23 protein-coding genes are annotated in these 26,722 nt (G+C 55.1%); 14 read left to right on the forward strand and 9 right to left on the reverse strand.

Translation table 11 applies throughout. The annotated features are described in order from the left end of the window. Window positions 1-5: 5 nt before the first annotated feature. From infB to DDA898_RS03500, 8 genes are all read left to right on the forward strand, one after another. A complete protein-coding gene (gene infB / locus DDA898_RS03470) occupies window positions 6-2,723 on the forward strand; it encodes a translation initiation factor IF-2 (RefSeq protein WP_038900264.1) in 2,718 nt (905 codons plus the stop codon). A gap of 74 nt (window positions 2,724-2,797) precedes the next feature. Continuing rightward, window positions 2,798-3,199, forward strand: coding sequence for a 30S ribosome-binding factor RbfA (gene rbfA, locus DDA898_RS03475; protein ID WP_013316323.1), 402 nt, complete (start codon window positions 2,798-2,800; stop codon window positions 3,197-3,199). After that, window positions 3,199-4,155: a tRNA pseudouridine(55) synthase TruB gene (gene truB / locus DDA898_RS03480; RefSeq protein WP_038910224.1), complete on the forward strand. Its 957-nt coding sequence runs from the start codon at window positions 3,199-3,201 to the stop codon at window positions 4,153-4,155. Before rbfA ends, truB begins: the two co-directional genes overlap by 1 nt. Window positions 4,156-4,262: 107 nt before the next feature. Continuing rightward, on the forward strand, window positions 4,263-4,532 hold the full coding sequence (rpsO, locus tag DDA898_RS03485) for a 30S ribosomal protein S15 (protein WP_012771120.1): 270 nt from the start codon (window positions 4,263-4,265) through the stop codon (window positions 4,530-4,532). 250 nt (window positions 4,533-4,782) lie between these two features. Next, the gene (gene pnp / locus DDA898_RS03490) at window positions 4,783-6,903 is read left to right on the forward strand and encodes a polyribonucleotide nucleotidyltransferase (RefSeq protein WP_038900265.1); all 2,121 of its coding nucleotides are present in this window, start codon (window positions 4,783-4,785) and stop codon (window positions 6,901-6,903) included. 127 nt (window positions 6,904-7,030) lie between these two features. Then, window positions 7,031-7,915, forward strand: coding sequence for a lipoprotein NlpI (nlpI, locus tag DDA898_RS03495; protein WP_013316326.1), 885 nt, complete (start codon window positions 7,031-7,033; stop codon window positions 7,913-7,915). Window positions 7,916-8,023: 108 nt separating this feature from the next. Next, window positions 8,024-8,083 (forward strand): protein YrbN, encoded by a 60-nt coding sequence (gene yrbN / locus DDA898_RS23870; RefSeq protein WP_107760761.1) that lies wholly within the window; start codon window positions 8,024-8,026, stop codon window positions 8,081-8,083. A gap of 12 nt (window positions 8,084-8,095) precedes the next feature. Then, entirely contained in the window at window positions 8,096-9,991 is a 1,896-nt protein-coding gene (locus DDA898_RS03500) for a DEAD/DEAH family ATP-dependent RNA helicase (RefSeq protein ID WP_013316327.1), read from the forward strand. 65 nt (window positions 9,992-10,056) lie between these two features. Here DDA898_RS03500 and DDA898_RS03505 read toward each other — a convergent pair whose 3' ends face one another. From DDA898_RS03505 to ubiU, 3 genes are all read right to left on the reverse strand, one after another. Next, a complete protein-coding gene (locus DDA898_RS03505; RefSeq protein WP_038910225.1) occupies window positions 10,057-11,076 on the reverse strand; it encodes a luciferase-like monooxygenase in 1,020 nt (339 codons plus the stop codon). Between the two features lie 117 nt (window positions 11,077-11,193). Next, window positions 11,194-12,072 carry a U32 family peptidase gene (locus tag DDA898_RS03510; RefSeq protein ID WP_038910226.1) on the reverse strand — a complete coding sequence of 293 codons (879 nt, stop codon included), beginning with the start codon at window positions 12,070-12,072 and terminating at the stop codon, window positions 11,194-11,196. 18 nt (window positions 12,073-12,090) lie between these two features. After that, window positions 12,091-13,089, reverse strand: coding sequence for a ubiquinone anaerobic biosynthesis protein UbiU (ubiU, locus tag DDA898_RS03515; protein WP_038662395.1), 999 nt, complete (start codon window positions 13,087-13,089; stop codon window positions 12,091-12,093). A 320-nt stretch (window positions 13,090-13,409) separates the two neighbouring features. Between ubiU and ubiT the strand changes: the two genes are divergently transcribed. Beyond that, window positions 13,410-13,934, forward strand: a complete 525-nt coding sequence (gene ubiT, locus DDA898_RS03520) for a ubiquinone anaerobic biosynthesis accessory factor UbiT (RefSeq protein ID WP_013316331.1) — start codon at window positions 13,410-13,412, stop codon at window positions 13,932-13,934. After that, window positions 13,928-14,431, forward strand: a complete 504-nt coding sequence (locus DDA898_RS03525) for a GNAT family N-acetyltransferase (protein WP_038910227.1) — start codon at window positions 13,928-13,930, stop codon at window positions 14,429-14,431. The genes ubiT and DDA898_RS03525 overlap by 7 nt, the downstream gene beginning before the upstream one ends. Here DDA898_RS03525 and DDA898_RS03530 read toward each other — a convergent pair. Beyond that, window positions 14,418-14,720, reverse strand: a complete 303-nt coding sequence (locus DDA898_RS03530; RefSeq protein ID WP_038910228.1) for a GIY-YIG nuclease family protein — start codon at window positions 14,718-14,720, stop codon at window positions 14,418-14,420. The genes DDA898_RS03525 and DDA898_RS03530 overlap by 14 nt on opposite strands. A 486-nt stretch (window positions 14,721-15,206) precedes the next feature. Here DDA898_RS03530 and deoC point away from each other — a divergent pair, with 486 nt between their 5' ends. From deoC to deoD, 4 genes are all read left to right on the forward strand, one after another. Beyond that, the gene (gene deoC, locus DDA898_RS03535) at window positions 15,207-15,986 is read left to right on the forward strand and encodes a deoxyribose-phosphate aldolase (RefSeq protein ID WP_038910229.1); all 780 of its coding nucleotides are present in this window, start codon (window positions 15,207-15,209) and stop codon (window positions 15,984-15,986) included. A 62-nt stretch (window positions 15,987-16,048) separates the two neighbouring features. Continuing rightward, window positions 16,049-17,380 carry a thymidine phosphorylase gene (gene deoA / locus DDA898_RS03540; protein WP_038912414.1) on the forward strand — a complete coding sequence of 444 codons (1,332 nt, stop codon included), beginning with the start codon at window positions 16,049-16,051 and terminating at the stop codon, window positions 17,378-17,380. 163 nt (window positions 17,381-17,543) lie between these two features. Continuing rightward, complete coding sequence (gene deoB / locus DDA898_RS03545; protein ID WP_038910230.1) at window positions 17,544-18,767, forward strand: phosphopentomutase; 1,224 nt, start codon at window positions 17,544-17,546, stop codon at window positions 18,765-18,767. A 71-nt stretch (window positions 18,768-18,838) separates the two neighbouring features. Then, window positions 18,839-19,564, forward strand: coding sequence for a purine-nucleoside phosphorylase (deoD, locus tag DDA898_RS03550; protein ID WP_038910231.1), 726 nt, complete (start codon window positions 18,839-18,841; stop codon window positions 19,562-19,564). Between the two features lie 117 nt (window positions 19,565-19,681). Here the strand turns inward: deoD and DDA898_RS03555 are convergent, their stop codons facing one another. From DDA898_RS03555 to DDA898_RS03570, 5 genes are all read right to left on the reverse strand, one after another. Beyond that, a complete protein-coding gene (locus DDA898_RS03555; protein ID WP_050570175.1) occupies window positions 19,682-20,182 on the reverse strand; it encodes a hypothetical protein in 501 nt (166 codons plus the stop codon). After that, window positions 20,074-20,322, reverse strand: a complete 249-nt coding sequence (locus DDA898_RS23875) for an ash family protein (RefSeq protein ID WP_201765880.1) — start codon at window positions 20,320-20,322, stop codon at window positions 20,074-20,076. Before DDA898_RS23875 ends, DDA898_RS03555 begins: the two co-directional genes overlap by 109 nt. Window positions 20,323-20,524: 202 nt before the next feature. Beyond that, entirely contained in the window at window positions 20,525-21,790 is a 1,266-nt protein-coding gene (locus DDA898_RS22000; RefSeq protein WP_038910232.1) for a restriction endonuclease subunit S, read from the reverse strand. Continuing rightward, entirely contained in the window at window positions 21,780-23,417 is a 1,638-nt protein-coding gene (locus tag DDA898_RS03565) for an HsdM family class I SAM-dependent methyltransferase (protein ID WP_038910233.1), read from the reverse strand. The genes DDA898_RS22000 and DDA898_RS03565 overlap by 11 nt, the downstream gene beginning before the upstream one ends. After that, the gene (locus DDA898_RS03570) at window positions 23,411-26,515 is read right to left on the reverse strand and encodes a type I restriction endonuclease subunit R (RefSeq protein ID WP_038910234.1); all 3,105 of its coding nucleotides are present in this window, start codon (window positions 26,513-26,515) and stop codon (window positions 23,411-23,413) included. Before DDA898_RS03570 ends, DDA898_RS03565 begins: the two co-directional genes overlap by 7 nt. Window positions 26,516-26,722 lie beyond the last annotated feature (207 nt).

Below are 26,722 nucleotides of genomic sequence, written 5' to 3' on the forward strand. Positions count from 1 at the left end.
ACAGCATGACAGATGTAACCCTAAAATCACTGGCCGCAGAGATCCAGACGCCGGTTGACCGCCTGATACAGCAGTTTGCTGATGCGGGAATCACCAAGTCTGCATCGGACTCTGTGACTCAGAATGAGAAAGAAACACTGCTGGCGCACCTGAACCGCGAACGCGGCGGCGCGCCGGGAAAATTGACACTGCAGCGTAAAACACGTAGCACTTTAAATATCCCCAGCACCGGTGGTAAGAGTAAATCGGTGCAGATCGAAGTCCGCAAGAAGCGCACCTATGTAAAACGCGATCCTCATGACGAGCAGCAGGCTGCGGCAGAGGAAGAGCAGGCACGGCGTGAAGCGGAAGAACAGGCGCAACGCGCAGCCGAAGATCAAGCCAAACGCGAGGCCGAGGAAAAGGCCAAACGTGAGGAAGAAGAGAAGGCAAAGCGCGCTGTTGCTGAAGAGCAAGCCAAACGTGAGGCCGCTGAAAAAGCTAAGCGTGACGTAGCGGAAAAAGAGAAAGTGAGCAACCAACAAAACGATAGTATGACTAAACCAGCTCAGGCTGAGAAAGCGCGTCGCGAAGCGGAAGCGGCTGAACTCAAGCGTAAGTCGGAAGAAGCGGCTCGTCGTAAGGTCGAGGAAGAAGCTCGTCGTATCGCTGAAGAAGCTCGCCGGATGGCAGAAGAAAATGCCGGACGTTGGGAAAAAGAAGGCGAAAAGAGCACCGAGGACACAGATTACCACGTAACCACCTCTCATCACGCGCGTGAAGCGGAAGATGAGAATGATCGTCAGGTGGAAGGGGATCGCCGTGGTCGCGGCCGCAGCAGCAAGGTTACCAAACAGAAGAAAGGCAACCGTCTGTCCGAATCGAAAGCCGATCGCGAAGAAGCCCGTGCGGTGACGCGCGGCGGTAAGGGCAAACGTAAGCCGAGTACCCTGCAACAGGGCTTCAACAAGCCGGTGCAGGCGGTTAACCGCGATGTAGTGGTTGGTGAAACCATCACTGTGGCCGAGCTGGCGAACAAGATGGCCGTCAAAGGTTCTCAGGTCATCAAGACCATGATGAAACTGGGCGCGATGGCTACCATCAACCAGGTTATCGATCAGGAAACCGCGCAGCTGGTAGCGGAAGAAATGGGTCATAAAGTGATCCTGCGCCGTGAAAACGAGCTGGAAGAAGCGGTAATGAGCGACCGTGATACCGGCTTGTCCTCCGCCGAATCGCGCGCGCCGGTCGTAACCATTATGGGCCACGTTGACCACGGTAAGACTTCGCTGCTGGACTACATCCGCTCCACCAAGGTAGCAGCTGGCGAGGCTGGTGGTATTACCCAGCATATCGGTGCCTATCACGTTGAAACCGACAACGGCATGATTACCTTCCTGGATACGCCGGGGCACGCCGCGTTTACCGCCATGCGTGCGCGTGGCGCCCAGGCTACGGATATCGTGGTGCTGGTGGTGGCCGCTGATGACGGCGTGATGCCTCAGACCATCGAAGCTGTTCAGCATGCCAAGGCCGCCAAGGTACCGGTGGTGGTTGCCGTGAACAAAATCGACAAACCGGAAGCCGATCCGGATCGCGTCAAGAACGAACTGTCCCAGTACGGCATCATGCCGGAAGAGTGGGGCGGTGAATCCCAGTTTGTACATGTATCCGCTAAAAGTGGCGAAGGCATCGATGAACTGCTGGAAGCCATTTTGCTGCAGGCCGAAGTTCTGGAACTGAAAGCCATTCGCAGCGGCATGGCCAGCGGCGTGGTGATCGAGTCTTTCCTGGACAAAGGCCGTGGCCCGGTTGCGAGCGTGTTGGTACGTGAAGGTACCCTGAACAAGGGCGACATCGTACTGTGCGGTTTCGAATATGGCCGCGTGCGTGCCATGCGTGACGAACTGGGTCGCGAAATTACCGAAGCGGGTCCGTCCATTCCGGTGGAAATCCTGGGTCTGTCCGGCGTACCGGCGGCTGGTGACGAAGCGACAGTGGTGCGTGACGAGAAGAAAGCGCGTGAAGTGGCGCTTTACCGTCAGGGTAAGTTCCGCGAAGTGAAGCTGGCGCGTCAGCAGAAGTCCAAGCTGGAAAACATGTTCGCCAACATGACCGAAGGCGAAGTTTCCGAGCTGAACATTGTGATGAAAGCCGATGTTCAGGGCTCTGTGGAAGCGATTTCCGACTCGTTGCAGAAACTGTCCACCGACGAAGTCAAAGTCAAGATCGTGGGTTCCGGCGTGGGTGGTATCACCGAAACCGATGCCACGCTGGCCGCGGCATCCAACGCGATCATTCTTGGCTTTAACGTGCGTGCGGATGCCTCTGCCCGTCGTATCGTCGAAGCGGAAGGCTTGGATCTGCGTTACTACTCCGTCATCTATGATCTGATTGACGAAGTGAAGCAAGCGATGAGCGGTATGCTGGCGCCGGAATACAAGCAGGAAATTATCGGCTTGGCGGAAGTGCGCGATGTGTTCAAGTCACCGAAGTTTGGCGCGATTGCCGGCTGTATGGTGACCGAAGGGGTGGTGAAACGTCACAACCCAATTCGCGTGCTGCGTGACAACGTGGTTATTTTTGAAGGCGAGCTGGAATCTCTGCGCCGCTTCAAAGACGACGTCAACGAAGTCCGTAATGGTATGGAATGTGGTATCGGCGTGAAGAACTACAATGACGTTCGCACCGGCGATGTGATCGAAGTGTTTGAAACCATTGAGATCAAACGCACCATCGACTGATACGTGCAGTAACGTACCTGATGTTTTCATGCTGGGGGGCCGAGTGCCCCCCGATTTTTCTCTGAGGATTCATCATGGCAAAAGAATTCAGCCGCACGCAGCGTGTGGCTCAGGAAATGCAAAAAGAAATCGCCATTATCATTCAGCGTGAAGTGAAAGATCCGCGTGTGGGCATGGCGACGGTATCCGGCGTGGAAGTGTCGCGCGATTTGGCTTACGCCAAAGTGTTTGTGACCTTTCTGAATGACAACGAACCGGAGCAGGTCAAAGCCGGGGTGAAGGCGTTGCAGGATGCGTCCGGTTTTATCCGTATGCTGTTGGGCAAGGCCATGCGTCTGCGTGTGGTGCCGGAACTGACCTTCTCCTATGACAATTCCCTGGTAGAAGGGATGCGGATGTCCAATCTGGTGACCAAAGTGGTCAAACGCGATGTGGAACGCCGTACTCCTGCCGCAGATGATGAGCAGGAGGGGTAATGTCGCGTCCTCGTCGCCGCGGCCGGGATATCCACGGCGTTTTGCTGCTGGATAAACCGCAAGGAGCATCGTCCAACGATGTGCTGCAGAAGGTAAAACGCCTCTTTAATGCCAACAAAGCCGGGCATACCGGCGCGCTGGATCCGCTGGCGACCGGCATGTTGCCGGTGTGTCTGGGGGAAGCGACCAAGTTTTCCCAGTACCTGTTGGATGCCGATAAACGCTACCGGGTGATTGCTCGCTTGGGGCAGCGCACTGATACCTCGGATGCCGACGGTAATGTGATTCAGGAACGCCCGGTTGCCTTTCCCCATGACCTGCTGATGCAGGCGCTGGACAGTTTCCGTGGCGAGACCCAACAGGTGCCGTCAATGTATTCCGCGCTAAAATATCAGGGTCGCCCGCTGTACGAATATGCGCGTCAGGGGCTGGTCGTGCCGCGTGAAGCACGTGATATCACGGTGTATGAATTGCAGTTTATCCGTTGGGAAGAGGATGAGCTGGAACTGGAAATTCATTGCTCCAAGGGAACTTACATCCGCACCATTATTGATGACCTGGGCGAGAAGCTGGGGTGCGGTGCCCATGTGATTTATCTGCGCCGGTTGCAGGTGGCGACTTATCCGATCGAGCGGATGGTGACCCTGGAACAGCTACAGGCATTGCGTGAGCAGGCGGAAGCGCAGGAGCAGCCGATCGGCGAATTGCTGGATGTGCTGCTGTTGCCGATGGATACCGCCGTGCAGGCGTTTCCGGAAGTGAATCTGTCGCCGGTGGTGGCGGGTTATCTCAAGCTGGGCCAGGCGGTGCGTGCTGCCGCTACGCCGGCTGAGGGTATGGTACGCATCACCGAGGGTGATGAGCATCGGTTTATCGGTATGGGGGAAATTGATGATGAAGGTCGGGTCGCACCGCGTCGTCTGGTAGTGGAATACCCTGTGCCGGCGGATGCCTGAGTGCCTTGCGATTACATGGCGCTGAGAGTAAAATGGCGCGGCTTAAATCCTGGGCGGCTGAATTAGAGATCGGCGCCTGTTCTATCTATAATATTTTGGAGTAAATCATGTCTCTAAGCGTTGAAGCGAAAGCGAAAATTGTTGCGGAATTCGGTCGTGGCACCAATGACAGCGGTTCTACCGAGGTTCAGGTTGCTCTGCTGACTGCTCAGATTAACCATCTGCAGGGTCACTTTGCCGAGCACAAGAAAGACCACCACAGCCGCCGCGGTCTGCTGCGTATGGTTTCCCAGCGTCGTAAGCTGCTGGACTACCTGAAGCGTAAAGATCTGGCACGCTACACCACCCTGATTGAACGTCTGGGTCTGCGTCGCTAATTCGACAAGTTTCAGGAGAAAGGGGCCTCTTTGGGCCCCTTTCTTCTAGGAAGTGCCAGCAAAACAGAGTAATGTATTGCTGTTGTAAATATGATCCGTTATTACAGCGATTCGCGCGGCTAATGAGAGGCTTTATCTGTGGGTCGGATGAAGGTTGTCATTAGTCGCGAGGATGTAATGACCGGGTCGAGTATTAACTGGTGCGTCATATCAGGGATATGGCGCGCGCCTCTGGTAAAGGACAAGTATTTTGCTGAATCCGATCGTTCGTAAATTCCAGTACGGTCAGCATACCGTGACACTGGAAACCGGTATGATGGCTCGTCAGGCTACCGCTGCCGTAATGGTCAGCATGGATGACACCGCGGTATTCGTAACCGTGGTCGGCGCCAAACACGCCAAACCGGGCCAGGACTTTTTCCCGCTGACCGTTAACTATCAGGAGCGTACCTACGCTGCTGGCCGTATCCCCGGCAGTTTTTTCCGTCGTGAAGGCCGTCCGAGCGAAGGCGAAACGCTGACCTCCCGTCTGATCGACCGTCCGATTCGTCCGCTGTTCCCGGATGGTTTCGTTAATGAAGTGCAGGTTATCGCCACCGTGGTTTCCGTTAATCCGCAGGTTAACCCGGATATCGTCGCCATGATCGGTGCTTCCGCTGCGTTGAGCCTGTCCGGTATTCCGTTCAATGGCCCGATTGGCGCGGCTCGCGTTGGTTACATCAACGACCAGTATGTGCTGAACCCGACTACCGAAGAGCTGAAAACTAGCCGTCTGGATCTGGTGGTTGCCGGTACTGAAGGCGCGGTGCTGATGGTGGAATCCGAAGCGGATCTGCTGAGCGAAGATCAGATGCTGGGCGCGGTAGTGTTCGGCCACGACCAGCAGCAGATTGTTATCGAAAACATCAAGTCGTTGACGGCGGAAGCCGGCAAGCCGAAGTGGAACTGGCAGGCGCCGGAAATTAACGTCGAACTGCACGACCGTGTGAAAGCGCTGTCTGAAGCCCGTCTGGGCGATGCCTATCGCATCACCGAAAAACAGGAGCGCTACGCTCAGGTTGATACCATCAAATCCGACGTGGTTGCGGCTCTGCTGGCGGAAGATGACACGCTGGACGAGAACGAACTGCGCGATATTCTCGGCAGCATCGAGAAAAATGTGGTGCGTAGCCGTGTACTGAGCGGTGAACCGCGTATCGACGGCCGTGAAAAAGACATGATCCGTGGTCTGGACGTTCGTACCGGCGTGCTGCCGCGTACCCACGGTTCCGCACTGTTCACCCGTGGCGAAACTCAGGCGCTGGTTACCGCAACGCTGGGTACCGAGCGTGACGCGCAGATTATTGACGAACTGATCGGCGAACGTACCGATCGCTTCCTGCTGCACTACAACTTCCCGCCGTACTCCGTGGGTGAAACCGGTATGGTCGGGTCGCCGAAACGCCGTGAAATCGGTCACGGTCGTCTGGCTAAACGTGGTGTGTTGGCTGTGATGCCGAAACCGGAAGCTTTCCCGTACACTGTACGTGTGGTATCTGAAATCACTGAGTCCAACGGTTCTTCTTCCATGGCGTCCGTGTGCGGTGCGTCGCTGGCGCTGATGGATGCCGGCGTGCCGATCAAAGCTGCCGTTGCCGGTATCGCGATGGGCCTGGTAAAAGAAGGCGACAACTACGTTGTGCTGTCAGACATCCTGGGTGACGAAGACCATCTGGGCGACATGGATTTCAAAGTGGCCGGTAGCCGTGAAGGCGTGACCGCGCTGCAGATGGACATCAAAATCGAAGGTATCACCCGCGAAATCATGCAGGTGGCGCTGAATCAGGCTAAGGGTGCGCGTCTGCACATTCTGGGCGTGATGGAACAGGCCATTAGCACGCCGCGTGGCGATATCTCTGAGTTCGCGCCGCGTATTCACACCATCAAGATCAGCACCGACAAGATCAAAGATGTGATCGGTAAAGGCGGTTCGGTGATCCGTGCGCTGACCGAAGAAACCGGCACCACCATCGAGATCGAAGACGACGGTACGGTGAAAATCGCATCGACCGACGGCGAAAAAGCGAAACATGCTATTCGTCGTATCGAAGAGATCACCGCTGAAATCGAAGTTGGCCGTATCTATCAGGGCAAAGTGACCCGCATCGTTGACTTTGGCGCCTTTGTGGCCATCGGCGGCGGTAAAGAAGGTCTGGTACATATTTCTCAGATCGCCGACAAGCGTGTTGAGAAAGTGACCGACTATCTGCAGATGGGCCAGGAAGTACCGGTCAAGGTACTGGAAGTGGACCGTCAGGGTCGTATCCGTTTGAGCATAAAAGAAGCAACTTCTCAATCTCAGGAAACTGTTCAGGTTTCCGAGGAAGAATAATAGCGGATAATCGATTGGCAGCTCCTTACGATGTGAAGGAGCTGCGTGTATTATAAGGAACGGATATCCTTATGCTGAGCAGTCGGGGACAGGATGTTCATCCAATGTTTGTCTTCGGGAGTAGGAAATGAAGCCTTTCTTGCGCTGGTGTTATGTTGCGACAGCAATTATGCTGGCAGGATGCAGCAACACGGATTGGCGCAAAGATGCATTGCTGGCGGTTCCGTTGCAGCCAACGCTGCAGCAGGAAGTCATCCTGGCGCGTATGGAGCAGATCCTGGCGAGCCGGGCAATTACTCCCGATGAGCGAGCACAGCTGTTATATGAGCGCGGAGTGCTGTATGATAGCCTCGGGTTACGGGCGTTGGCGCGAAATGATTTTTCACAAGCGCTTTCCATCCGTCCCGATATGCCGGAAGTGTTTAACTATCTCGGCATTTACTTGACGCAGGCAGGCAATTTTGATGCTGCCTATGAAGCGTTTGATTCTGTATTAGAGCTTGATCCAACTTACAATTATGCGCGTTTGAATCGGGGCATCGCTTTGTACTACGGCGGTCGCTACCTGTTGGCGCAGGATGATCTGCTAGCGTTTTATCGCGACGATCCTAATGATCCTTTCCGTTCCCTGTGGCTTTATCTGGTGGAGAGAGAAATCAATCCCGAGAAGGCCAAATCAGCGTTGAAAGAACGCTACGAAGGGGCAAAGAAAGGTGTGTGGGGATGGACGATTGTCGAATTCTACCTGGGCGACATCAACGAAAAAGTGTTGATGCAGCGTGTGCAGGAAGAAGCTAAGGATAACACTTCGCTCGCCGAGCATCTCAGTGAAACTGACTTCTATTTAGGTAAGCACTACCTAAGTCTGGGGGACAAGAACACCGCCGAGGCGTTGTTCAAGCTGACGGTTGCTAACAATGTTCACAATTTTGTTGAGCACCGCTATGCATTGTTGGAATTGGCGCAGTTAGGCCAAGAGCAAGACGACCTATCAGGATCGGACCAGCAATAGCTGACGAACACCTTTCAGCCTGAAATCATGACGATTTCTTCATCGCCTTAACGGGCGAGGCTTTTTTGTTCGCTTTTTAATCCAATTTGAGCCGGTTCACACTTTTCAATGAAAATGATTGAGTATTTTCTCGACAAGTTATGTAGACTGGCCGCCATTTTGAAGTGAGGCAAAGTTTACATGGCAGAGTTTGAAACCTCTTTTGCTAGTCTGGGGCTGTCCGCTCCGATTCTGAATGCACTGTCTGAGATGGGGTACGAAAAGCCGTCCCCGATTCAGGCGGAATGTATTCCTCATCTGCTCAACGGGCGCGACGTACTGGGTATGGCGCAGACCGGGAGCGGCAAGACCGCGGCATTTTCCCTGCCGCTGCTGAACAATATCAAGGCTGACCTGAAAGCGCCGCAGTTGCTGGTGCTGGCACCGACCCGCGAACTGGCGGTGCAGGTTGCGGAAGCCTGTAACGAATTTTCCAAACACATGCAGGGCGTCAACGTGGTGGCGCTGTACGGCGGCCAGCGTTATGACGTGCAACTGCGCGCGCTGCGTCAGGGACCGCAAATCGTGGTCGGTACCCCGGGGCGTCTGCTGGACCACCTGAAACGCGGTACGCTGGATCTGTCCAACCTGAGCGGTCTGGTACTGGACGAAGCTGACGAAATGCTGCGCATGGGCTTCATTGAAGATGTGGAAAACATCATGGCGCAGATCCCGGCTGAACATCAGACTGCGCTGTTCTCCGCCACCATGCCGGAAGCGATTCGTCGTATCACTCGTCGTTTCATGAACGATCCGCAGGAAGTCCGCATTCAGTCCAGCGTGACGACTCGTCCGGATATCAGCCAGAGCTACTGGACGGTATACGGCATGCGTAAGAATGAAGCGCTGATCCGTTTCCTGGAAGCGGAAGATTTTGATGCGGCGATCATTTTCGTGCGCACCAAGAACGCCACGCTGGAAGTGGCCGAAGCGCTGGAGCGCAGCGGTTACAACAGCGCCGCGCTGAACGGCGACATGAATCAGGCGCTGCGTGAACAAACGCTGGAACGTCTGAAAGACGGTCGTCTGGATATCCTGATCGCGACCGACGTTGCCGCGCGTGGTCTGGATGTTGAGCGTATCAGCCTGGTGGTGAACTACGATATCCCGATGGATTCCGAGTCCTACGTACACCGTATCGGTCGTACCGGTCGTGCCGGTCGTGCCGGACGTGCGCTGCTGTTCGTGGAAAACCGCGAGCGTCGCCTGCTGCGTAATATCGAACGCACCATGAAGCTGACGATTCCGGAAGTGGATCTGCCGAACGCCGAACTGCTGGGGCAGCGCCGTCTGGCGCAGTTTGCCGGCAAAGTACAGCAGCAACTGGAAAGCAGCGATCTGGACATGTACCGTGCGCTGCTCAGCAAGCTGCAGCCGCAGCAAGAAGAGCTGGACATCGAAACGCTGGCTGCCGCGCTGCTGAAAATGGCGCAGGGCGAACGTCCGCTGATTCTGCCGCCGGATCCGGTGGTTGAACGTCGTCCGCGTCGTGAATTCCGCGAACGCGATGAGCGCTTTGAGCGTCGTGGTGACCGTAATGATCGTGGCGACCGTAACGATCGTGCTCCGCGTGGCGATGATCGGCCGGCCCGTCGCGAGCGTCGTGATGTTGGTGAAATGGATCTGTATCGGATCGAAGTGGGTCGTGACGATGGCGTAGAAGTGCGTCATATCGTGGGCGCGATCGCTAACGAAGGCGACATCAGCAGCCGTTACATCGGCAACATCAAACTGTTTGCCTCGCACTCCACCATTGAGCTGCCGAAAGGCATGCCGGGCGACCTGCTGTCTCACTTCACCCGTACGCGTATTCTGAACAAGCCGATGAATATGCAACTGATGGGTGACGCACAGCCGCATGAACGCCGTGAGCGTCGTGAAGGCGCTGATCGTGGCGACCGTGGTGCACGTGGGTTTAGCGAACGCCCCGCTGGTAATGGCCGTGGTCGTCCGTTCAATGGCGAACGTCGTGAAGGTGGCGAGCGCCGTGGCAGCCGTGACGGTCAGCGCGCGCCGCGCCGTTTCAGCAATGCCTGATAACGTCTGACGTTGATGTGAAAAACCAGCCCTCGGGCTGGTTTTTTTATGTCACGGTTTTTATGTCACTGAATGCGTGATTCCCGCACGATTTCCGGTTGCAGTTGCGCCACCAGCTCAAATGAACGCAGCCGCGCCTGATGGTCGAATATCTGGCCGTTAATCATCAACTCATCCGCCTGGGTTTCCCGCAACAGGGTTTGCAGACCATGACGCACTTTGGCCGCGTCGCCCACCACCGCCAGCCGTAAAGTCTGTTCTACCGCGAACTGTTCCGCGGCGGACCAGTGTGCCTCCATTGATTCTACCGGCTCAGGCAGCGGCCCCGGCGTGCCGCGCCGCAGATTGATAAACTGCTGCTGCAACGAGGTGAACAGAAAACGGGCGTCCCGATCGCTGTCGGCGGCAACCACATTAACGCACACCATGGCATACGGTTGTGCAAGCTGGGCGGATGGCTGGAAGTTATCCCGGTAGCGCTGCAACGCCTGCAACAGCATATCCGGCGCGAAATGGGCGGCGAAGGCAAACGGCAGCCCCATCGATGCAGCCAACTGGGCGCTGTACAGGCTGGATCCAAGCAGCCAGATCGGGACGTTCAGACCCTGTCCCGGCACCGCCTGCACCGCTTGCCCCGGCTGAGCAGGGGCGAAGTAGCGCTGAAGTTCCTGTACATCGTGGGGAAAATCGTCGATATCGGCGTTCAGATGGCGGCGCAACGCCTGCATGGTGCGTTGGTCGGTGCCTGGCGCGCGCCCCAGACCCAGCTCAATACGGCCGGGATAGAGCGATTCGAGCGTGCCGAACTGTTCGGCGATCACCAGCGGAGCATGGTTCGGTAGCATGACGCCGCCGGAACCGAGTTTGATACGCTGCGTACCGCCGGCAATATAACCGATCAGCACCGACGTGGCAGCGCTGGCGATACCGGTCATGTTGTGATGTTCCGCCAGCCAGTAGCGTTGATACCCCCATTTTTCCGCGTGCTGCGCCAGATCCAAAGAATGGCGGAACGCATCGCGGGCCGTGTTGCCTTGTGGGATCGGGGCCAGATCGAGCAGCGAGAAAGGAACGGTAGCGGTCATAAGCGTGGCTCATTATGTTGAGGGGCTGACGGCGTCGGCCCGAATAAACAATGATGAGATGTTACGCTATCTTAACAATTTGCAACGGACGATGCGTGCGCATCGTCCCCAACTGATTTAACCGATCAGTTCCAGCCCGGCGACTCGTCGCCAGTAGCCGTTGCAATCCTGCTGATTTTCCAGCGTCAGCGGCTGTCCGCCGTGCTGGTTGGCGCGGAAACGGTCGATCATCGCCAGCGTATCCAGCCCTTGCGGCGACAAGCGAACGATATCCACCAGTCCGTCCATTGAGGCCAGATCGTTGCCGAGGTTATAGCAGTAACCACTCTGGGTCTGGATGCCGTTGAGCACAAACACCTGTTGGTTTTCCTGCGACAGCACCTGGCGTCCTTGCGGATAATTGATGCAGCAGGTTTCGCATTCGTCCTTGGGGCGGTTTTCCGAGCGGGCGGTAAAGCAGCGGGCGGAGTACGCCAGCGGCAGATGACCATAACTCAGCACTTCCACCTCAAACTGACGGCGAAAACCAAGCTCATCACACTGATCGAGCAGATGTTGCAGCCAGTCCCGCGACAGTTCCACCGGCATACACCAGCGCATCATGCCCTGTTTGTGCAGTAACCGCAGGGTGTAGGCGTTATAACAGTTGAGCGCATGGCCGGCGACAAACGGCAGGCCGCGCTCCGCCGCCATGTTGACCGCGCCCAGATCGTTGGCTTCCAGCAGAAATTCGCCGTTTTCCACATACCTTTTCAGCTCAGTCAGCTCGGAAGGCGCCTGCAACAGCGACAGCGTGGAGATCACCACCTGTTTGCCGCTGGCCGCGATCTCGCGCGCCAGTTCAAGCCAGTCGCTGACTTTCATGCCCCGGCGTTTGCTGCACACGGTTTCACCCAGATAAACGATCTCGGCGCTGCTGGCGGCGGCGGCCTGATAAAACGTTTCAATGTCGGCTTTGGGCCAATAGTAGAGCAGGGCGCCCAGTGAATATTTCATGTTGTCGATATCTCCTGACTACTGCCACTGGCGATGATAGGCGCCCAGCGTGGTCTGCGTACCTTCGGCGACGGCGCCCAGCGCCTCCATCCACTCGGCGGTGGGGGTAAAATGCGCCGGATCGGCCTTGCAACGGTCGATCGCCTGCCGCCACACCTGGGTTACCTGGCTGACGTACGCCGGGCTGCGCTGACGACCTTCGATTTTCACCGAGGCGATATTGGCCGCCATCAGTTCCGGCAGCAGTTCCAGCGTATTCAGGCTGGTGGGCTCCTCCAGCGCGTGGTAACGCTGGCCGTCCACCAGATAGCGGCCTTTGCACAAGGTCGGGTAGCCGGCGTTTTCATGATCCTGATAGCGATCGATCAACACATCGTTTAGCCGCGATTCCATGCCGTTTTCCGTCTGCTGCCAGCGCACGAAACGTGCCGGCGAGCAGGCGCCGACGGTGTTGGGCGACTCGCCGGTCAGGTAGGAGGAGAGGTAACAGCGCCCTTCCGCCATAATGCACAGGCTGCCGAAGGCGAACACTTCCAGCGGTACCGGGCTGGTGCGCGAAAGCTGTTTGACCTGATGAATGGAAAGCACACGCGGCAGCACGATGCGGGCGACATCGAAGTGGCGCTGATAAAAGCGAATGGCTTCCTCGTTGGTGGCGGATGCCTGCACCGACACGTGCCGCTCCACCGCCGGATAGCGCTCGGCGGCATATTCCAGCATCGCCAGGTCCGCCAGAATCAGCGCATCGGCGCCGGCGGTCTGTACCGCGGTGTCCACCGCCCGCTGCCAGCGCTGATAGCCGTCCGGGTGGGCGAAGGTGTTGATGGCGATATGCAGCTTGCGGCGGTGGCGATGTACGTAGTCGCTGGCGTCCTGCAGTTTTTTGTCGTTGAAATTGAGGCCGGCGAAGTGGCGGGCGTTGGTATCGTCTTTCAGCCCGATGTACACCGCGTCGGCGCCATGGTCGATGGCGGCTTTTAGTGCCGGCAGATTACCGGCTGGGCAAAGCAGTTCCATTCTTACGTCCTTTCATCACGGCCTGACGCAGCGGGCCGGTTTGCAATGAAAAGGAATCTTAGTGAACCCGGCTATCAGCAACTTTGATTTAAACCAGCATATCGGGGAATTGCTGGCGGTTACCGGTCGTGATTTGGCGCAGAACAGGCTAAATTTAACTCGTCACATTCCAGCGACTTGCCCTGCGGGTGTCGCTACGCGATGTTAAAAAACGCGTCCGACGTTTTTTATTGATGTAGACCCCTGCTGCCGGTTTCCCGTTCTGTGGCAGAATAATGACCATATCGGTTAAGCAGCATCGCTTTATGAGGAGTACGCCAGTGTTGGAAAAACTACGGGCGCAGATTGTGCGTCAAGGGCCACGTTTACTGAGTAAGCCGTTAACGTTAACGCCTTTCTTCCTGCAACGCCGGGTGCTGGAGCAACTGCTGGGCTGGCAGTTCCGCCAGGCATTGGAAGAAGGTGAACTGGATTTTCTTGACGGGCGCTGGTTGCGAATCGAAGTCCGCGATATCGGTTTGCAGTGGTTTGTCACGTTGCGGGATAACCGGCTGGAAATCAGTCATAACGAGCTGGCGGATGTGAGCTTCAGCGCCGACGCCAACGATCTAATCCTGATCGCCGCCCGCCGTGAAGATCCGGACACGCTGTTTTTCCAGCGTCGGTTGCGCATTGAAGGGGATACTGAGCTGGGGCTGTACGTCAAGAACCTGATGGACGCCATCGAGCTGGAAAACATGCCGGCGCCGCTGCGCGTCGCCCTGCTGCAACTGGCCGGGTTTGTGGCCGCCGGGTTACAGGAGGGCGCGGAGCAGGCTAGTCCGCACGCGCCGGTATCATGCTGATCCGTGTTGAAATCCCGGTTGATGCGCCGGGTATCGATACCTTGCTGCGGCACGCGTTTCCTACCAGCGCCGAGGCGGAATTGGTGCACCAACTGCGTGAAGACGGCCAGTTGACGCTGGGTATTGTCGCTACCGACGACGACGGCGGCGTGGTGGGATATGCCGCGTTCAGCCCGGTGACGCTAGGCGGTGAAGACCTGCAATGGGTGGCGCTGGCGCCGTTGGCGGTGGATGAAAGCCATCGACGTCAGGGTATTGGCGAGAAGCTGGTGTACGAAGGGCTGGATGCACTTAACGAGTTCGGTTATACCGCCGTGGTCGTGCTGGGCAACCCGCGTTACTACGCGCGCTTCGGCTTTGTCCCGGCGGCGGAACAGCAGCTGTATTGTCGCTGGTTGGGCTGCGAGTCGGATTTTCAGGTCTACCCGCTGGCAGACAACCATTTTCAGGGCGCCAGCGGTCTGGTGGAGTACGCAGAACCGTTCAATCGTTTTTAAAGCACGGCAAAAAATCGGTCAGCGTCGGAGGCTGGTGTTGCACCAGCCTTTCTTTTTGCATTTTACTCAGCTGTTTGACGCGATATTCCCACTTCAACGCGGTGGAGCGATCGCCCGCCACGCAGTGATACGCCAGCGTCAACGGTCCTTTTCCGCGCAGTGCTCGCGCGCCTTTGCCACTCTGATGCTCTGCCAGGCGCCTATCTACATCGGTGGTGATGCCGGTGTAAAGCCACCCACTGCCGGTGCGCAGCAGATACAAAAACCATGTGGTATCACTGTCTTTCACGCCATCTCCTTTTCGTGGTTTAGCGCTTATTTTACGGCGACAGGCCGATAAAGGCTGCCTGTTTGACGGCATTCATCGATGGGAGTGGGGGAGGAAATTACGACCTTTATTTATAAGTAGATTAGCGTTCTTTAACAACGTGAAAAAGTTGATGGAATTTTTCAGGCTATAAAAATCATTAAAAAACAAATATATAATTTTAGAGTATTCCCCGTGCCAGTGGGGATAAACCGCAATTCAAAGAAACAGCGCGCACCTGGTATATGTGTTCCCCACGCCAGTAGGGATAAGCGTTGGCGTGATAGCACGGTACAATCCGTCGCGGTGCTTTGGACTTTATTGTGATAATATTCACATATATCGTGATTTATGTGCGTGTAATTTCTTTTTTATGTGAATAAAACCACAAAATAGGTTGTCATCTCCGGGTGAAATAGCCGTATTCGCCGGAGAAACGACCGTGTGGCCGATAAGCGGGAGCCTTGTATGACTGATTTAACTGCAGCAGCGCAACGCGCGCTGGGACTGATGGATTTAACCACCCTGAATGATGACGATACCGATGAGAAGGTGATCGCCCTGTGTCGCCAGGCTAACAGCCCGGCGGGAAAAACCGCCGCTATTTGTATCTACCCGCGCTTTGTGCCGCTGGCGCGCAAGGTGCTGCGCGAGCAGGGTACGCCGGATGTCCGCATCGCTACCGTGACCAATTTCCCGCACGGTAACGACGACATTGATATCGCGCTGGCGGAAACCAAGGCGGCTATCGCCTATGGCGCCGACGACGTGGACGTGGTGTTCCCCTATCGGGCGCTGATGGCCGGTAACCGTCAGGTTGGTTTTGAACTGGTGAAAGCCTGCAAGGCGGCCTGTGAGGCAGCCGGCGTGCTGTTGAAAGTGATCATTGAAACCGGTGAGCTGAAAACCGACGCGCTGATTCGTGAGGCCAGCGAGATTGCTATCGACGCCGGGGCGGATTTTATCAAAACCTCCACCGGCAAGGTGGCGGTGAATGCCACGCTGCATTCTGCCGACGTGATGCTGAATGTGATCCGCGATAAAGGTGTGGGCGAGCGCGTCGGTTTTAAACCGGCCGGCGGCGTGCGTACCGCGGAAGATGCCGCTGATTACCTGCAACTTGCCGACGCTATCATGGGCGACGGCTGGGCGGATGCCCGCCATTTCCGCTTTGGCGCGTCCGGCTTGCTCGGTAGCCTGCTGACCACGCTGGGCCACGCCGCCGGGCAGGCGCGCAGCGGCTATTGATGCGGTTCGCGCCTGCCGGGCGCGACACATCAGTGCTCATGGATTATGCAGGAGAACGCACCTTGTTTCTGATTCAGGAAATTATCCGCAAAAAGCGGGACGGTCATCCGCTCAGTGCGGAAGAAATTCGCTTTTTCATTAACGGTGTGCGCGATAACACCGTGTCGGAAGGGCAGATCGCCGCGCTGGCGATGACCGTGTTCTTTCACGATATGAACATGGATGAGCGGGTGGCGCTGACGCTGGCGATGCGCGATTCCGGCACCGTGCTGGACTGGTCCGGGCTGAATCTCAACGGCCCGCTGGTGGATAAGCACTCGACCGGCGGCGTCGGCGATGTCACGTCGCTGATGCTGGGGCCGATGGTGGCGGCCTGCGGCGGGTATGTGCCGATGATTTCCGGTCGCGGTCTGGGCCACACCGGCGGTACGCTGGACAAGCTGGAATCGATACCGGGGCTGGATATCTTCCCGGAGGATGACGCTTTCCGGCAGATCATCCGTCAGGTTGGGGTGGCGATTATCGGGCAAACCAACTCGCTGGCGCCGGCGGACAAGCGTTTCTACGCCACCCGCGATATCACCGCCACCGTCGACTCCATTCCGCTGATCACCGCCTCGATTCTGGCGAAAAAGCTGGCGGAAGGGTTAGACGCGCTGGTGATGGACGTCAAAGTCGGCTCCGGCGCGTTTATGCCGACCTACGAACAGTCGGAGCAACTGGCGCAGGCGATTGTCGGCGTAGCTAATAATGCCGGCTGCCGCACCAGCGCGCTGTTGACCGACATGAGCCAGGTGCTGGCTTCCAGCGCCGGCAATGCGCTGGAAGTACGTGAAGCGGTGCGCTTTCTGACCGGCGAGCAACGCAATCCGCGGCTGTTCGAGGTGACGATGGCGTTGTGCGAATCCATGCTGCTAGCGGGGCACCTGGCGCGCGATGCCGCCGAGGCGCGAGCAAAATTGCAGGCGGTGCTGGATAACGGCCGGGCGGCGGAGGTCTTTGGCCGCATGGTGGCGGCCCAGCATGGCCCGACGGATTTTGTCGAACAGTACGATCGCTATCTGTTGCCCGCGACGCTCAGTAAACCGGTGTTCGCCGAGCGCGACGGCTTTGTCGGCGCAATGGATGCGCGCGCGTTGGGCATGGTAGTGGTGGCGTTGGGTGGTGGTCGACGTCAGGCCAGTGATATCATTGATCACAGTGTCGGGCTGAGCGATATGGTCAGTCTGGGCGATCGGGTGGATGCGCAGCGTCCGCTGGCGGTAATCCACGCCAGAACCGAGTCCGACTGGCAACAGGCCGCGCAGGCGCTGCGTGAGGCGATTCGCCTTGATGATCAACCGCCTGCGCCTTGTCCGCTGATTTATCGTCGACTGGACGCCGCGGACATCTAACCGTACCGTCGCCGCCCGGCCTTACACGCATTAGTTCTTTACGTGATTAGTTCTTTACGTGATTGGTCCTTTACGTGATTGGTACTTTACGTAATTGGTTCTTTAAGTAATCGGTACTTTACGTAAAAGCTGTGCCCTTACGCACGACGCAGGAGATAACTACATGAAACGTGCATTTATTATGGTTCTCGACTCGTTCGGGATTGGCAGCGCCGCCGATGCCAAACGGTTTGGCGACGCAGGTTCAGATACGCTGGGCCATATCGCACAAGCCTGCGCAAAAGGTAAGGCCGATGTCGGCCGACAAGGGCCGCTGCGGCTGCCGAACCTGAGCCGTCTGGGGCTGGGCAAGGCGGCGGAAGGTTCCACCGGGCAGTTCCCGCCGGGACTGGATGAACAGGCCGATATCATCGGCGCGTACGCGTACGCCAGCGAAATTTCCTCCGGCAAGGACACGCCGTCCGGCCACTGGGAAATCGCCGGGGTGCCGGTGCTGTTCGACTGGGGCTATTTTCTCGACGAACACAACAGTTTCCCGCAGGCGCTGCTGGACCGGCTGGTCGAACGCGCAGGGCTGCCGGGCTATCTTGGCAACTGCCATTCCTCCGGCACGGTGATCCTCGACCAACTCGGCGAGGAACACATGAAAACCGGCAAACCGATTTTCTACACCTCGGCGGATTCGGTATTCCAGATAGCTTGTCACGAAGAAACCTTCGGGCTGGAGAAACTGTACCAACTGTGTGAAATCGCCCGCGAAGAGCTGACCGAAGGCGGTTACAACATTGGCCGGGTGATCGCCCGTCCGTTCGTCGGCGACAAGGTCGGCCAGTTCCAGCGTACCGGCAACCGTCACGATCTGGCGGTAGAGCCGCCGGCGCCGACCATGCTGAAAAAGCTGGTGGACGAGAAGGGCGGCAACGTGGTGTCGGTGGGGAAAATCGCCGATATCTACGCTAACGTCGGCATCACCAAAAAGGTGAAAGCTACCGGCATTGACGCGCTGTTTGACGCCACGCTGAAAGAGATGGAGCAAGCGGGCGACGACACTATCGTGTTCACCAACTTTGTCGATTTCGACTCTTCCTACGGCCACCGCCGTGATGTGCCCGGTTACGCGGCGGCGCTGGAGCTGTTTGACCGCCGCCTGCCGGAGATGCTCGCTCGCGTGAAGGGCGACGATATCCTGATCCTGACCGCCGACCACGGTTGCGACCCGAGCTGGCCCGGCACCGATCACACCCGCGAACACGTGCCGGTGCTGATTTACGGGCCGGGCGTAACGCCGGGCGACCGTGGCCACCGCACCACCTTTGCCGATATCGGCCAGACGGTGGCCGGCTACTTCGGGCTGTCGCCGATGGATTACGGCACGTCAATGTTGTGATGTTCCTGACAAGGAACGCGATTATTTAATTCAATGGCGGTTTGACGCCATATCAAGAAGGAAGAAAAAGGATGGCTACGCCACATATCAATGCAGAAATGGGTGACTTCGCTGACGTGGTGCTGATGCCGGGTGACCCGTTGCGCGCCAAATACATCGCGGAAACCTTTCTGGAAAACGCGGTGGAAGTGAACAATGTGCGCGGTATGCTGGGCTTCACCGGGACTTACAAAGGCCGTCGTATCTCCGTGATGGGCCACGGCATGGGCATCCCGTCCTGCTCGATTTACACCAAAGAGCTGATAACAGAATACGGCGTGAAGAAAATCATCCGCGTCGGTTCCTGCGGTGCGGTGCGTGCCGATGTGAAACTGCGCGACGTGGTGATCGGCATGGGCGCCTGCACCGATTCTAAAGTGAACCGGATGCGCTTTAAAGATCACGACTTCTCGGCCATTGCCGACTTCGACCTGCTGCGCCATGCAGTGGATGCCGCCAAAGCGCGCGGTATCAACGCCCGCGTCGGCAACCTGTTCTCCGCTGACTTGTTCTACACGCCGGACCCGCAAATGTTCGACGTGATGGAAAAATACGGCATTCTGGGCGTGGAAATGGAAGCGGCCGGTATCTACGGCGTGGCGGCGGAATTCGGCGCTAAAGCGCTGGCTATTTGCACCGTGTCCGACCATATCCGCACCCACGAGCAGACCACCGCCGCCGAGCGCCAGACCACTTTCAACGAGATGATCGAAATCGCGCTGGAATCGGTATTGCTGGGCGACGCCGCTGAGGCGTGATGCCAAAAAGGGCTGATGGTGTTTGGTGAAACATCACCGTTAACCTGAGTGTAAGTCTGTGATATCTGAACGCCTCCGGTATTAACGCCGGGGGCGTTTTTTATGATAGCTGCCGGGTCAGCTTATCGCTGTGTACGCTGTTTGGGCACCGTGCAGGCGTGACGCCACTTCATCAAGGCATTTCACGCCGCTGGCGGTGCGAATCCAGCGCGGGGCTTTTAGCTCGGCGGTGAAGTACCAGACCAGCTCGGCCAGCAAGCCGGTCAGCGTGTGTTCCATTTCCAGTGATAACCCCCGGCCTGCCAGCAACTTCGCAAGTGCGAGGCAGTAGTCGCAAAGCAAATCAGAATCGGGTTCAAAGCAGGGAGCGGCGGCGGGAAGGACATCAGTGGTGAGGCGTTCGGTCAGGTGCGCCGGAATCGGCTGGTTCAGCGTCGGCCTCAGCAGCGCCAGCCCGGCGGTAAGCCGGGTGTTGAATGCCAGCTTCAGCGCCGGGTCATCGCTTTCCATCAGGTTTTCGGCGAGGTGTTCGCAGTAATCGGCGAGCACGGTGAAATCCGTGGCGGCGCTGAAGGAAGCGGTAAGTAACGGGTGAGTCTGGGTAGTGATGGTAGCCATAAGGCAGTCTCCGATGAGTGAGTAAAGAAATCACCACCACCGAAGAGACCAATCTTGCGGGTGGTGGACTGAGCGGAGTTGGTCTTACCGGCCTCATCGGATACCGGCGCACCTTGCGGTGCCCCCGCCCAGCCCACCATAATTCGGCATAGCTAAGCATTACGACATAAAAAAAGACGCTGGCGCGTCCTATGTCGCCGATGAAGTATTTCAGGAGACCAATCCCGGCACCTGATTGTGCAGGTGCGGGTAAAAGATAGCGCTATCGGTGAAGGGCCGCAAGGGGTTTTGTGGCCCGTAGCACGGCGCAACGCGAATCTGGAATACGCCGCGCAAAAACGCTTATTTGACCGTGACTTGTCCGTTCATCAGCAGAGGGAGGAGCCAGTCACGGAGTGCAGCGAGTTGCTGATTTTCTTTTGTAAGCAATTCGATTTTTTCAAAGAGTGGCTCTGTTTTTTCTGCGTATTTTTCTATTAATTTAATATTATTCGGCAATGCCAAATAAGTATGCTCAATATCGTTTGAAACAATTGAGTTAAACACTGAACCAGTAGCCTTAACCTCAAGATGATGTATCAATTCTTTAGTGAGAAAATACAAAAATACAAAACTCACTTCCTGTTTTGCACTCAGTGCATAGCATGACTGATTCATAGCCATAGGTACAGCATTCAGAGCCAGACGACCAACTGAACCTCTTGCGGTAATAAACACGGTATTCTTTTTAAAGAGACGAGTGCTACTCTTCTTCAAAGCTACTTCAGTAATATTATCTTGTGTGGATAAGCTATAAATATTTTTCCCTGAATCCGTTGGTGTAAAAAAAGGTATAGAGCCATTCCAGTAAGTAGAGTTAGCTTTTGTTGGAGTTCCACCGCCCAGCAACTCAGCTAGTAATAAAATATTAGAAGCAAGCCACCCCACCGGAATTTCCCGCTTCAGCATCGCGTTATATTCCATCTTTCCGCCGGAGGTTTTATACGGTTTGCCGTTAGCTTCCGGGAAATCAAATTGCACAAACCAGTAGTCGTACAGCGTTTTCGCCATTGCTTCCAGTTCAGCGTTGATGCGGTTGTTGAGATCGATTTTTTTGTCAATATTACTTAGCACACTGGCTATCTTTTTTTGTTCACTCAGCGCTGGTGTACTTATTTCAAACTCTAAGCAATCAGGCACTCTTATATGACTGACAATTGAACCAGTACTATCATGCTTACGAAATTGATACTGTAAATCAGGTGAAAGAAATACATATAATAAATAAGTTGAATCTAACTTTTCCGGGTTAGATCTATACTGCATGATTCTCTGCCCAAGAAATACAGTGTCCGTAAAATTGACATATCCGACTTCCCCCATTGGAGCTTCTCGGGTTAATAAAACGTCACCTTTATCAACAGTTGCACGTCGCGTCCATTTTTTAAATGTTTCTTTTTCAACGTAACGACAACCGGTTAAGTTTATCCTTCCACTTTTAATATTTGGTGTGCGGATCATTTTATATGGTGTCTCATAATCAACACTAGGTGCTGTTTTGTTTACACAGTCAACAATAAGCTCGCATAATTCAGATACTTTAATTCTAGGCCACTGTTTATACTTCATACTTCAACCCCGCCAGTTGCTGTTTAATTTCCGCTTCCAGCTTGTGTGACTGGTTGAATAACTCATCCAGCATGTCACTAAACCCTTTCATTTTGGCGGCAAACTGCTCCGGTGTGATATCCGAATACTCAATCTTGACCTCAAAATACTGCCCGGCGCTGAACGAGTAATTCTTCGCGGTAATCTCGTCGTAAGACACCACCACCGAGAAGTCTTCTTCGTTCCATTTGTTATTGAATACTTCACAGATGCGCTGCTCTTCTTCCGGCGTCAGCACCGTTTTCTGGTTTTTACCGTCTTTGACCTTTTCCCCCAGGCCGGAGGCATCAATCAGCACCACGTTTTCTTTATTGCTGGCGTCGATAAACAGAATCGAGACGTTGGTGCCGGTGGTGGCGAAAATATTGGATGGCATCGATACCACCCCCGCCAGCATTTTGTTTTTCACCAGATGCTCACGAATGGCTTTATCAATGCCGGACTGCGCGGTAATAAACCCGGTCGGCACCACCACCGCCGCTTTTCCGCCCGGTTTCAGCGAATAAATAATGTGTTGCAGGAACAACTGATAAATCGCCATTTTGTCTTTGGCGGCTTTCGGGATGTTCGGAATACCGGCGAAGAAACGCGGCTGATTTTCTTTGGTATCCAGCGCGTTGCGAAAATCGCTGAAATCCATCTTAAACGGCGGGTTGGAGACGATATAGTCAAAGCGTTTCAGGTCCTGCCCGTCCTGGTGGTACGGGTGCAAAATGGTGTTGCCCTGAATCACATACGGGATGGAATGCACCAGATTATTCAGGATCAGGTTCAGGCGCAGCAGGCTGGAGGATTTTTGTGAGATATCCTGCGTGAAAATGCTGCAACGGTCTTCACCAATGGCGTGCGCCACGTTCATCAGCAGCGTGCCGGAACCGGCGGACGGGTCGTAACAGGTGACGTTACGCACGGTGCCGCGCTGTGCCTCCGGCACCAGAATGGCGGCCATAATGCGCGCCACCGCGTGCGGTGTGTAGTATTCGGCGTATTTGCCGCCGGCGTTGCTGTTGTAGTCTTTGATCAGGTACTCAAAGATGGTGGCGTAGAAATCAAATTTCTGGGTAAAGATGCGCTCGAAACTGAACTTCACCAGGTTGTTGATAATGGCGCGGCAGAAATCATCACGCTTTGAACTGTCGGCAATAAACTGGCTGAGGCGGTCAAACAGCACCACTTTGGTGCCGCCGTCGGTTTTTACCGCGAACACCTCGTTGTTCGTTTCGGCGATATCCATCAGGGTGTCGTCAAAGGTGTTGGCGAAGTCCGCTTTGTTCTGCTCGTTAAACAGGCGGGTAATAAAGTGATGTGGTTTCAGGTACGCGGTATTGGCATTTATATTCTGTTGTAATTGCGCCAGTTGTTCTTCATCCATCTGGCTTATCACTTCTTCCCAACGTTCCGCACCGGCGAGGGTTTTATCCACCTTTTTCGCTTCATAGGCGAATTTGTCGTTCAGGAATTTGTACAGAAAGGCCTGAGTAATAATCTTGAATTCGTTACCGTCGTTCCCCAGGCCATAGCTGGCGCAAACGCTTTTCAGGCTATCGATCAGGGTTTTGGTTGTGTCTCTAAATTCCAGCTCTACCACGTACGTGCTCCGGTATTAAATTCATTCAGGTACTCTTTAACAATCAGGCGGTTAATCTCAGTCGCTGCCTGCGCTGTCAGTGTGATATGGTGTCGCTCTTCAAAGTACTTACGCACACATGACACCATCTGTCGTTCAAAGTAACTCTCATTGTTCAGGATCTGGCTGTTGTTCAGCACTCTTTCATCGGCATCGCGCTTGACGTCAGACAGGGCTTCAAAGATTTTACGCTCCGTCGCGCCGAAGCCGCCGCGCTCCTGCAAGCGTTTGTGAGTGCGTGCATACTTGGCATCGCCCCGGTACTTCTGGCGCAGCAGGGTGTTCTGGCGGTTCAGCTCTTTGATGCGGTCATGGATTTTATTGAGTGTGCCAATATTCGCAACCATTTCATCCTGGGTGACTTCGCTGAGTTTCTTTTTCTTAAACAGGCGCTCCAGCTCTTCCCTCAGGGTGATGAACTGCGGGTCTTGCTGGTCAAAATTGCTGGCCAGCGCTTCGCGGGTGCGGCGCAGCGTGTCTTTCAGCTTGTCGGCCAGCACCAGTTCTTCTTCGCCGATTTTAACGAACCTGAAGATAACCTCTTCCAGCGCCCGGTTCAGCAGGTTTGTGGTATCGGTGCCTTGCTCCAGGTCCGCCTGTAGATTCAGCAGGTCAAGATGATGACTGGCTTCACGGTACAACAGGTTAAGTTTGCTGAAATCCAGCGCCTGAAGAAATTCGACATTACCTTGCAGGCGAATCAGGTTATACAGGCTTTTGGCATTGGCTAAGGCGTTTTTCAGCGCCAGCATCGTTTGCCGGTCCTGAATCTGGTTAATTTGGTCGGTAAAGATTTCCGCATTGTCGGTATCAAAATGGAACAACACATCTTTGATCTGTTCGATTTCCTGGCGGATCTCTTCCTGAGATTTGAACAGCCGGGAATAGTGCGCCATTTCGTCGCCCAGTTCGGACTGAAGCTCCTCGAAATAGGCTTTATTGGTGGCATCGAATTCCTGACGAATATCGGCAAAATCCACCACGTAGCCGTAGCGGAAATGTTTGTATCTGCGGTTGACGCGAGTCAGCGCCTGGAGCAGGTTGTGCCTGCGGATGACTCGCCCCAGATAGAGCTTTTTCAGGCGCTTTGCGTCAAAACCGGTTAGCAACATGTTGTAAACAAACAGTAAATCGATTTTCCCCGCCTTGAACTCATCCACCCAGTCTTTGCGTTGCTGCTTCGTTCCCACATCGTGCAGGATCAACGCCGCCCGTTTGATGTTGCGTTTTTCCCGGGCGGCGACGACATAGGCGATGTGCGGTTCAGCGGCGTGTGGCGAGGCTGTCTCGCTTTGCGCTTGCTGTGTGGCGGGCGGTAGCGCATCGCCCACGTTATTCGCGCTAAACAGGGCAAACATCTGTTTCGCCTGCTCCGCGCTGTCGCAGATCACCATCGCGCCGATGGTGTTATCATTGTGCGCGCCCCGGCTGTTGGCAAAATCGGTGATGATGTAGTCCAGCATAGGTTTAACGAAGCTTACGTGGGCATACACCCGTTTACGGTCCACATCCCCCATTCTGACTTCAACGTCTTTCAACGCCTGTTGTAGCACCATGCGGTAATTGGTGGCGATCTCTTCGCGGATCAGTCGCAAGGTATAACCGTCTGCGATGGAGGCGTTGTAATAGTATTTGTGGATGTAATCGCCAAACAGGTCGCGGGAGTTGTAGTCGGTTCCCAGTAACGGCGTTCCCGTCAGGCCGATTTTGATGGCGTGGGTGTCTGACTGGCTTAAGTTGGCAAGAAAGCTGCCTTCCGGGTTGTAACTGCGGTGGACTTCATCAAGGAAGTACACCCGCTGAATGTTCACATCGTAATCTTTGGTGGCGATGACATCCGCGTCGTCTTTAAATTTCTGGATGTTGACGACGGTAATCTCCGCTTTCCCCTGATGATTGTGGATCACCTGCGTGGTTTTAATCGCGCGGGCGAAAGCGCTGCGTGAGTTGATAAGATGTACGATTAACCCACGGGCGGTGAATTCGCGGTGTGCCTGCTGGAGTAAATCCAGCCTGTCGACAATGAAATAAAACTTCGGGATCACCTGCTTTTTCTGAAAGTAATCCGTCAGGAAGCGCACGTTATAGTATGCCAGCGCGGTTTTCCCGCTGCCCTGCGTATGCCAGATAATGCCTTTGTTGATACCGGCATTCAGTTTGCGCGCAATCGCCTTGGTGGCGAACAACTGCGGATAACGCATGATGTGTTTGTGCAGGCCGTCTGACTCGGTGACATACACCAGCGCATAGCGCAGGATAAACGCCAGCCGTTCCCGGCTCAGCAATGAGGTACAGATGCGATTCGTCGGCCGGTTATAATCTTTATTGGTTTGAAATTCAGGGCTGGTACGAATCACTTCCAGATTATTGTCTTTCAGTACTTTCAGTTCCGCGTCATCCGTTAGTGGTTTTAGCAGCGCGGTCAGATCAAAGGTTTCTTCTTCACGGAAGTAATTGAACACCGGTTCATGGTACGAACTGCTGGCATAGAAAGCCCCCTGAATCGGTTCGGGATCGCTGTCATCGTATTCCATGTTATTGGAGAAGATCATGAACTGGGTGATGTTGGCGAAGCGTCTGAATTTGGGGTTCTGAAAGCGTTTACTGATACGTTCCCGTTCCGCCAGAATACCTTCCCGGTTATTGGGCTTCTTCACTTCAATGAAAACCAACGGCATTCCATTGATCAATAACGTGATGTCGGGGCGGAATTCTTCATCGCCATTAGCGCAGGTGAGCTCGGTGACCACATGAAAGCTGTTGTTGTTAAAATTTTCGAAGTCGATCAATTTTATGTTGGCGCGGTCAGTCAGCTTTTCAAAAAAGGCACGGCCTAAATCTTCGTTATCCAGCAGGAGCCTGATGTCTTTAAACAGGCGAGCAATATCGTCAGGGGGAAGGGTGGGGTTAATTCTGGCGATAGCGGAAGTAAAAATATCAGGAAAGATGTTGGTGTCTTTATCCCAGCTTTGCTCTTTAAGCGACAGGTAGTGGTAACCCAGTTTCATTAAATGAAGGAGGGTTGGGATTTTAACGCGGGTATCTTCAGTGAATTTCATCGTATTCCCTGTTTTATCATGCGCGACTGTTCGGGCGTATTTGCTCAGGCCATGCGGCAGCTATCGCCTCAGAATGATTGGCAACAATGCTTGCTTAGTATCGCTGCTATGTTACACGTTCCTTTTACGCCCACGAACAGATTCGTATGCCTTTGCCTGCAAGCAACGACCGGGCAGACAAACCCGAGGTCAGTCCGCCATTTCACA

The sequence above is a fragment of the Dickeya dadantii NCPPB 898 genome (genome assembly GCF_000406145.1).
GTDB classification, from domain to species: Bacteria; Pseudomonadota; Gammaproteobacteria; order Enterobacterales; family Enterobacteriaceae; genus Dickeya; species Dickeya dadantii.

What these genes read in the sequence shown, in the direction of transcription:
- infB (WP_038900264.1), top strand. Translation starts at nt 6, where the DNA reads ATGACAGATGTAACCCTAAAATCACTGGCCGCAGAGATCCAGACGCCG.
- rbfA (WP_013316323.1), top strand. Translation starts at nt 2,798, where the DNA reads ATGGCAAAAGAATTCAGCCGCACGCAGCGTGTGGCTCAGGAAATGCAA.
- truB (WP_038910224.1), top strand. Translation starts at nt 3,199, where the DNA reads ATGTCGCGTCCTCGTCGCCGCGGCCGGGATATCCACGGCGTTTTGCTG.
- rpsO (WP_012771120.1), top strand. Translation starts at nt 4,263, where the DNA reads ATGTCTCTAAGCGTTGAAGCGAAAGCGAAAATTGTTGCGGAATTCGGT.
- nlpI (WP_013316326.1), top strand. Translation starts at nt 7,031, where the DNA reads ATGAAGCCTTTCTTGCGCTGGTGTTATGTTGCGACAGCAATTATGCTG.
- DDA898_RS03500 (WP_013316327.1), top strand. Translation starts at nt 8,096, where the DNA reads ATGGCAGAGTTTGAAACCTCTTTTGCTAGTCTGGGGCTGTCCGCTCCG.
- DDA898_RS03505 (WP_038910225.1), bottom strand. Translation starts at nt 11,076, where the DNA reads ATGACCGCTACCGTTCCTTTCTCGCTGCTCGATCTGGCCCCGATCCCA.
- DDA898_RS03510 (WP_038910226.1), bottom strand. Translation starts at nt 12,072, where the DNA reads ATGAAATATTCACTGGGCGCCCTGCTCTACTATTGGCCCAAAGCCGAC.
- ubiU (WP_038662395.1), bottom strand. Translation starts at nt 13,089, where the DNA reads ATGGAACTGCTTTGCCCAGCCGGTAATCTGCCGGCACTAAAAGCCGCC.
- DDA898_RS03525 (WP_038910227.1), top strand. Translation starts at nt 13,928, where the DNA reads ATGCTGATCCGTGTTGAAATCCCGGTTGATGCGCCGGGTATCGATACC.
- deoC (WP_038910229.1), top strand. Translation starts at nt 15,207, where the DNA reads ATGACTGATTTAACTGCAGCAGCGCAACGCGCGCTGGGACTGATGGAT.
- deoB (WP_038910230.1), top strand. Translation starts at nt 17,544, where the DNA reads ATGAAACGTGCATTTATTATGGTTCTCGACTCGTTCGGGATTGGCAGC.
- deoD (WP_038910231.1), top strand. Translation starts at nt 18,839, where the DNA reads ATGGCTACGCCACATATCAATGCAGAAATGGGTGACTTCGCTGACGTG.
- DDA898_RS03555 (WP_050570175.1), bottom strand. Translation starts at nt 20,182, where the DNA reads ATGGCTACCATCACTACCCAGACTCACCCGTTACTTACCGCTTCCTTC.
- DDA898_RS23875 (WP_201765880.1), bottom strand. Translation starts at nt 20,322, where the DNA reads ATGGTGGGCTGGGCGGGGGCACCGCAAGGTGCGCCGGTATCCGATGAG.
- DDA898_RS22000 (WP_038910232.1), bottom strand. Translation starts at nt 21,790, where the DNA reads ATGAAGTATAAACAGTGGCCTAGAATTAAAGTATCTGAATTATGCGAG.
- DDA898_RS03570 (WP_038910234.1), bottom strand. Translation starts at nt 26,515, where the DNA reads ATGAAATTCACTGAAGATACCCGCGTTAAAATCCCAACCCTCCTTCAT.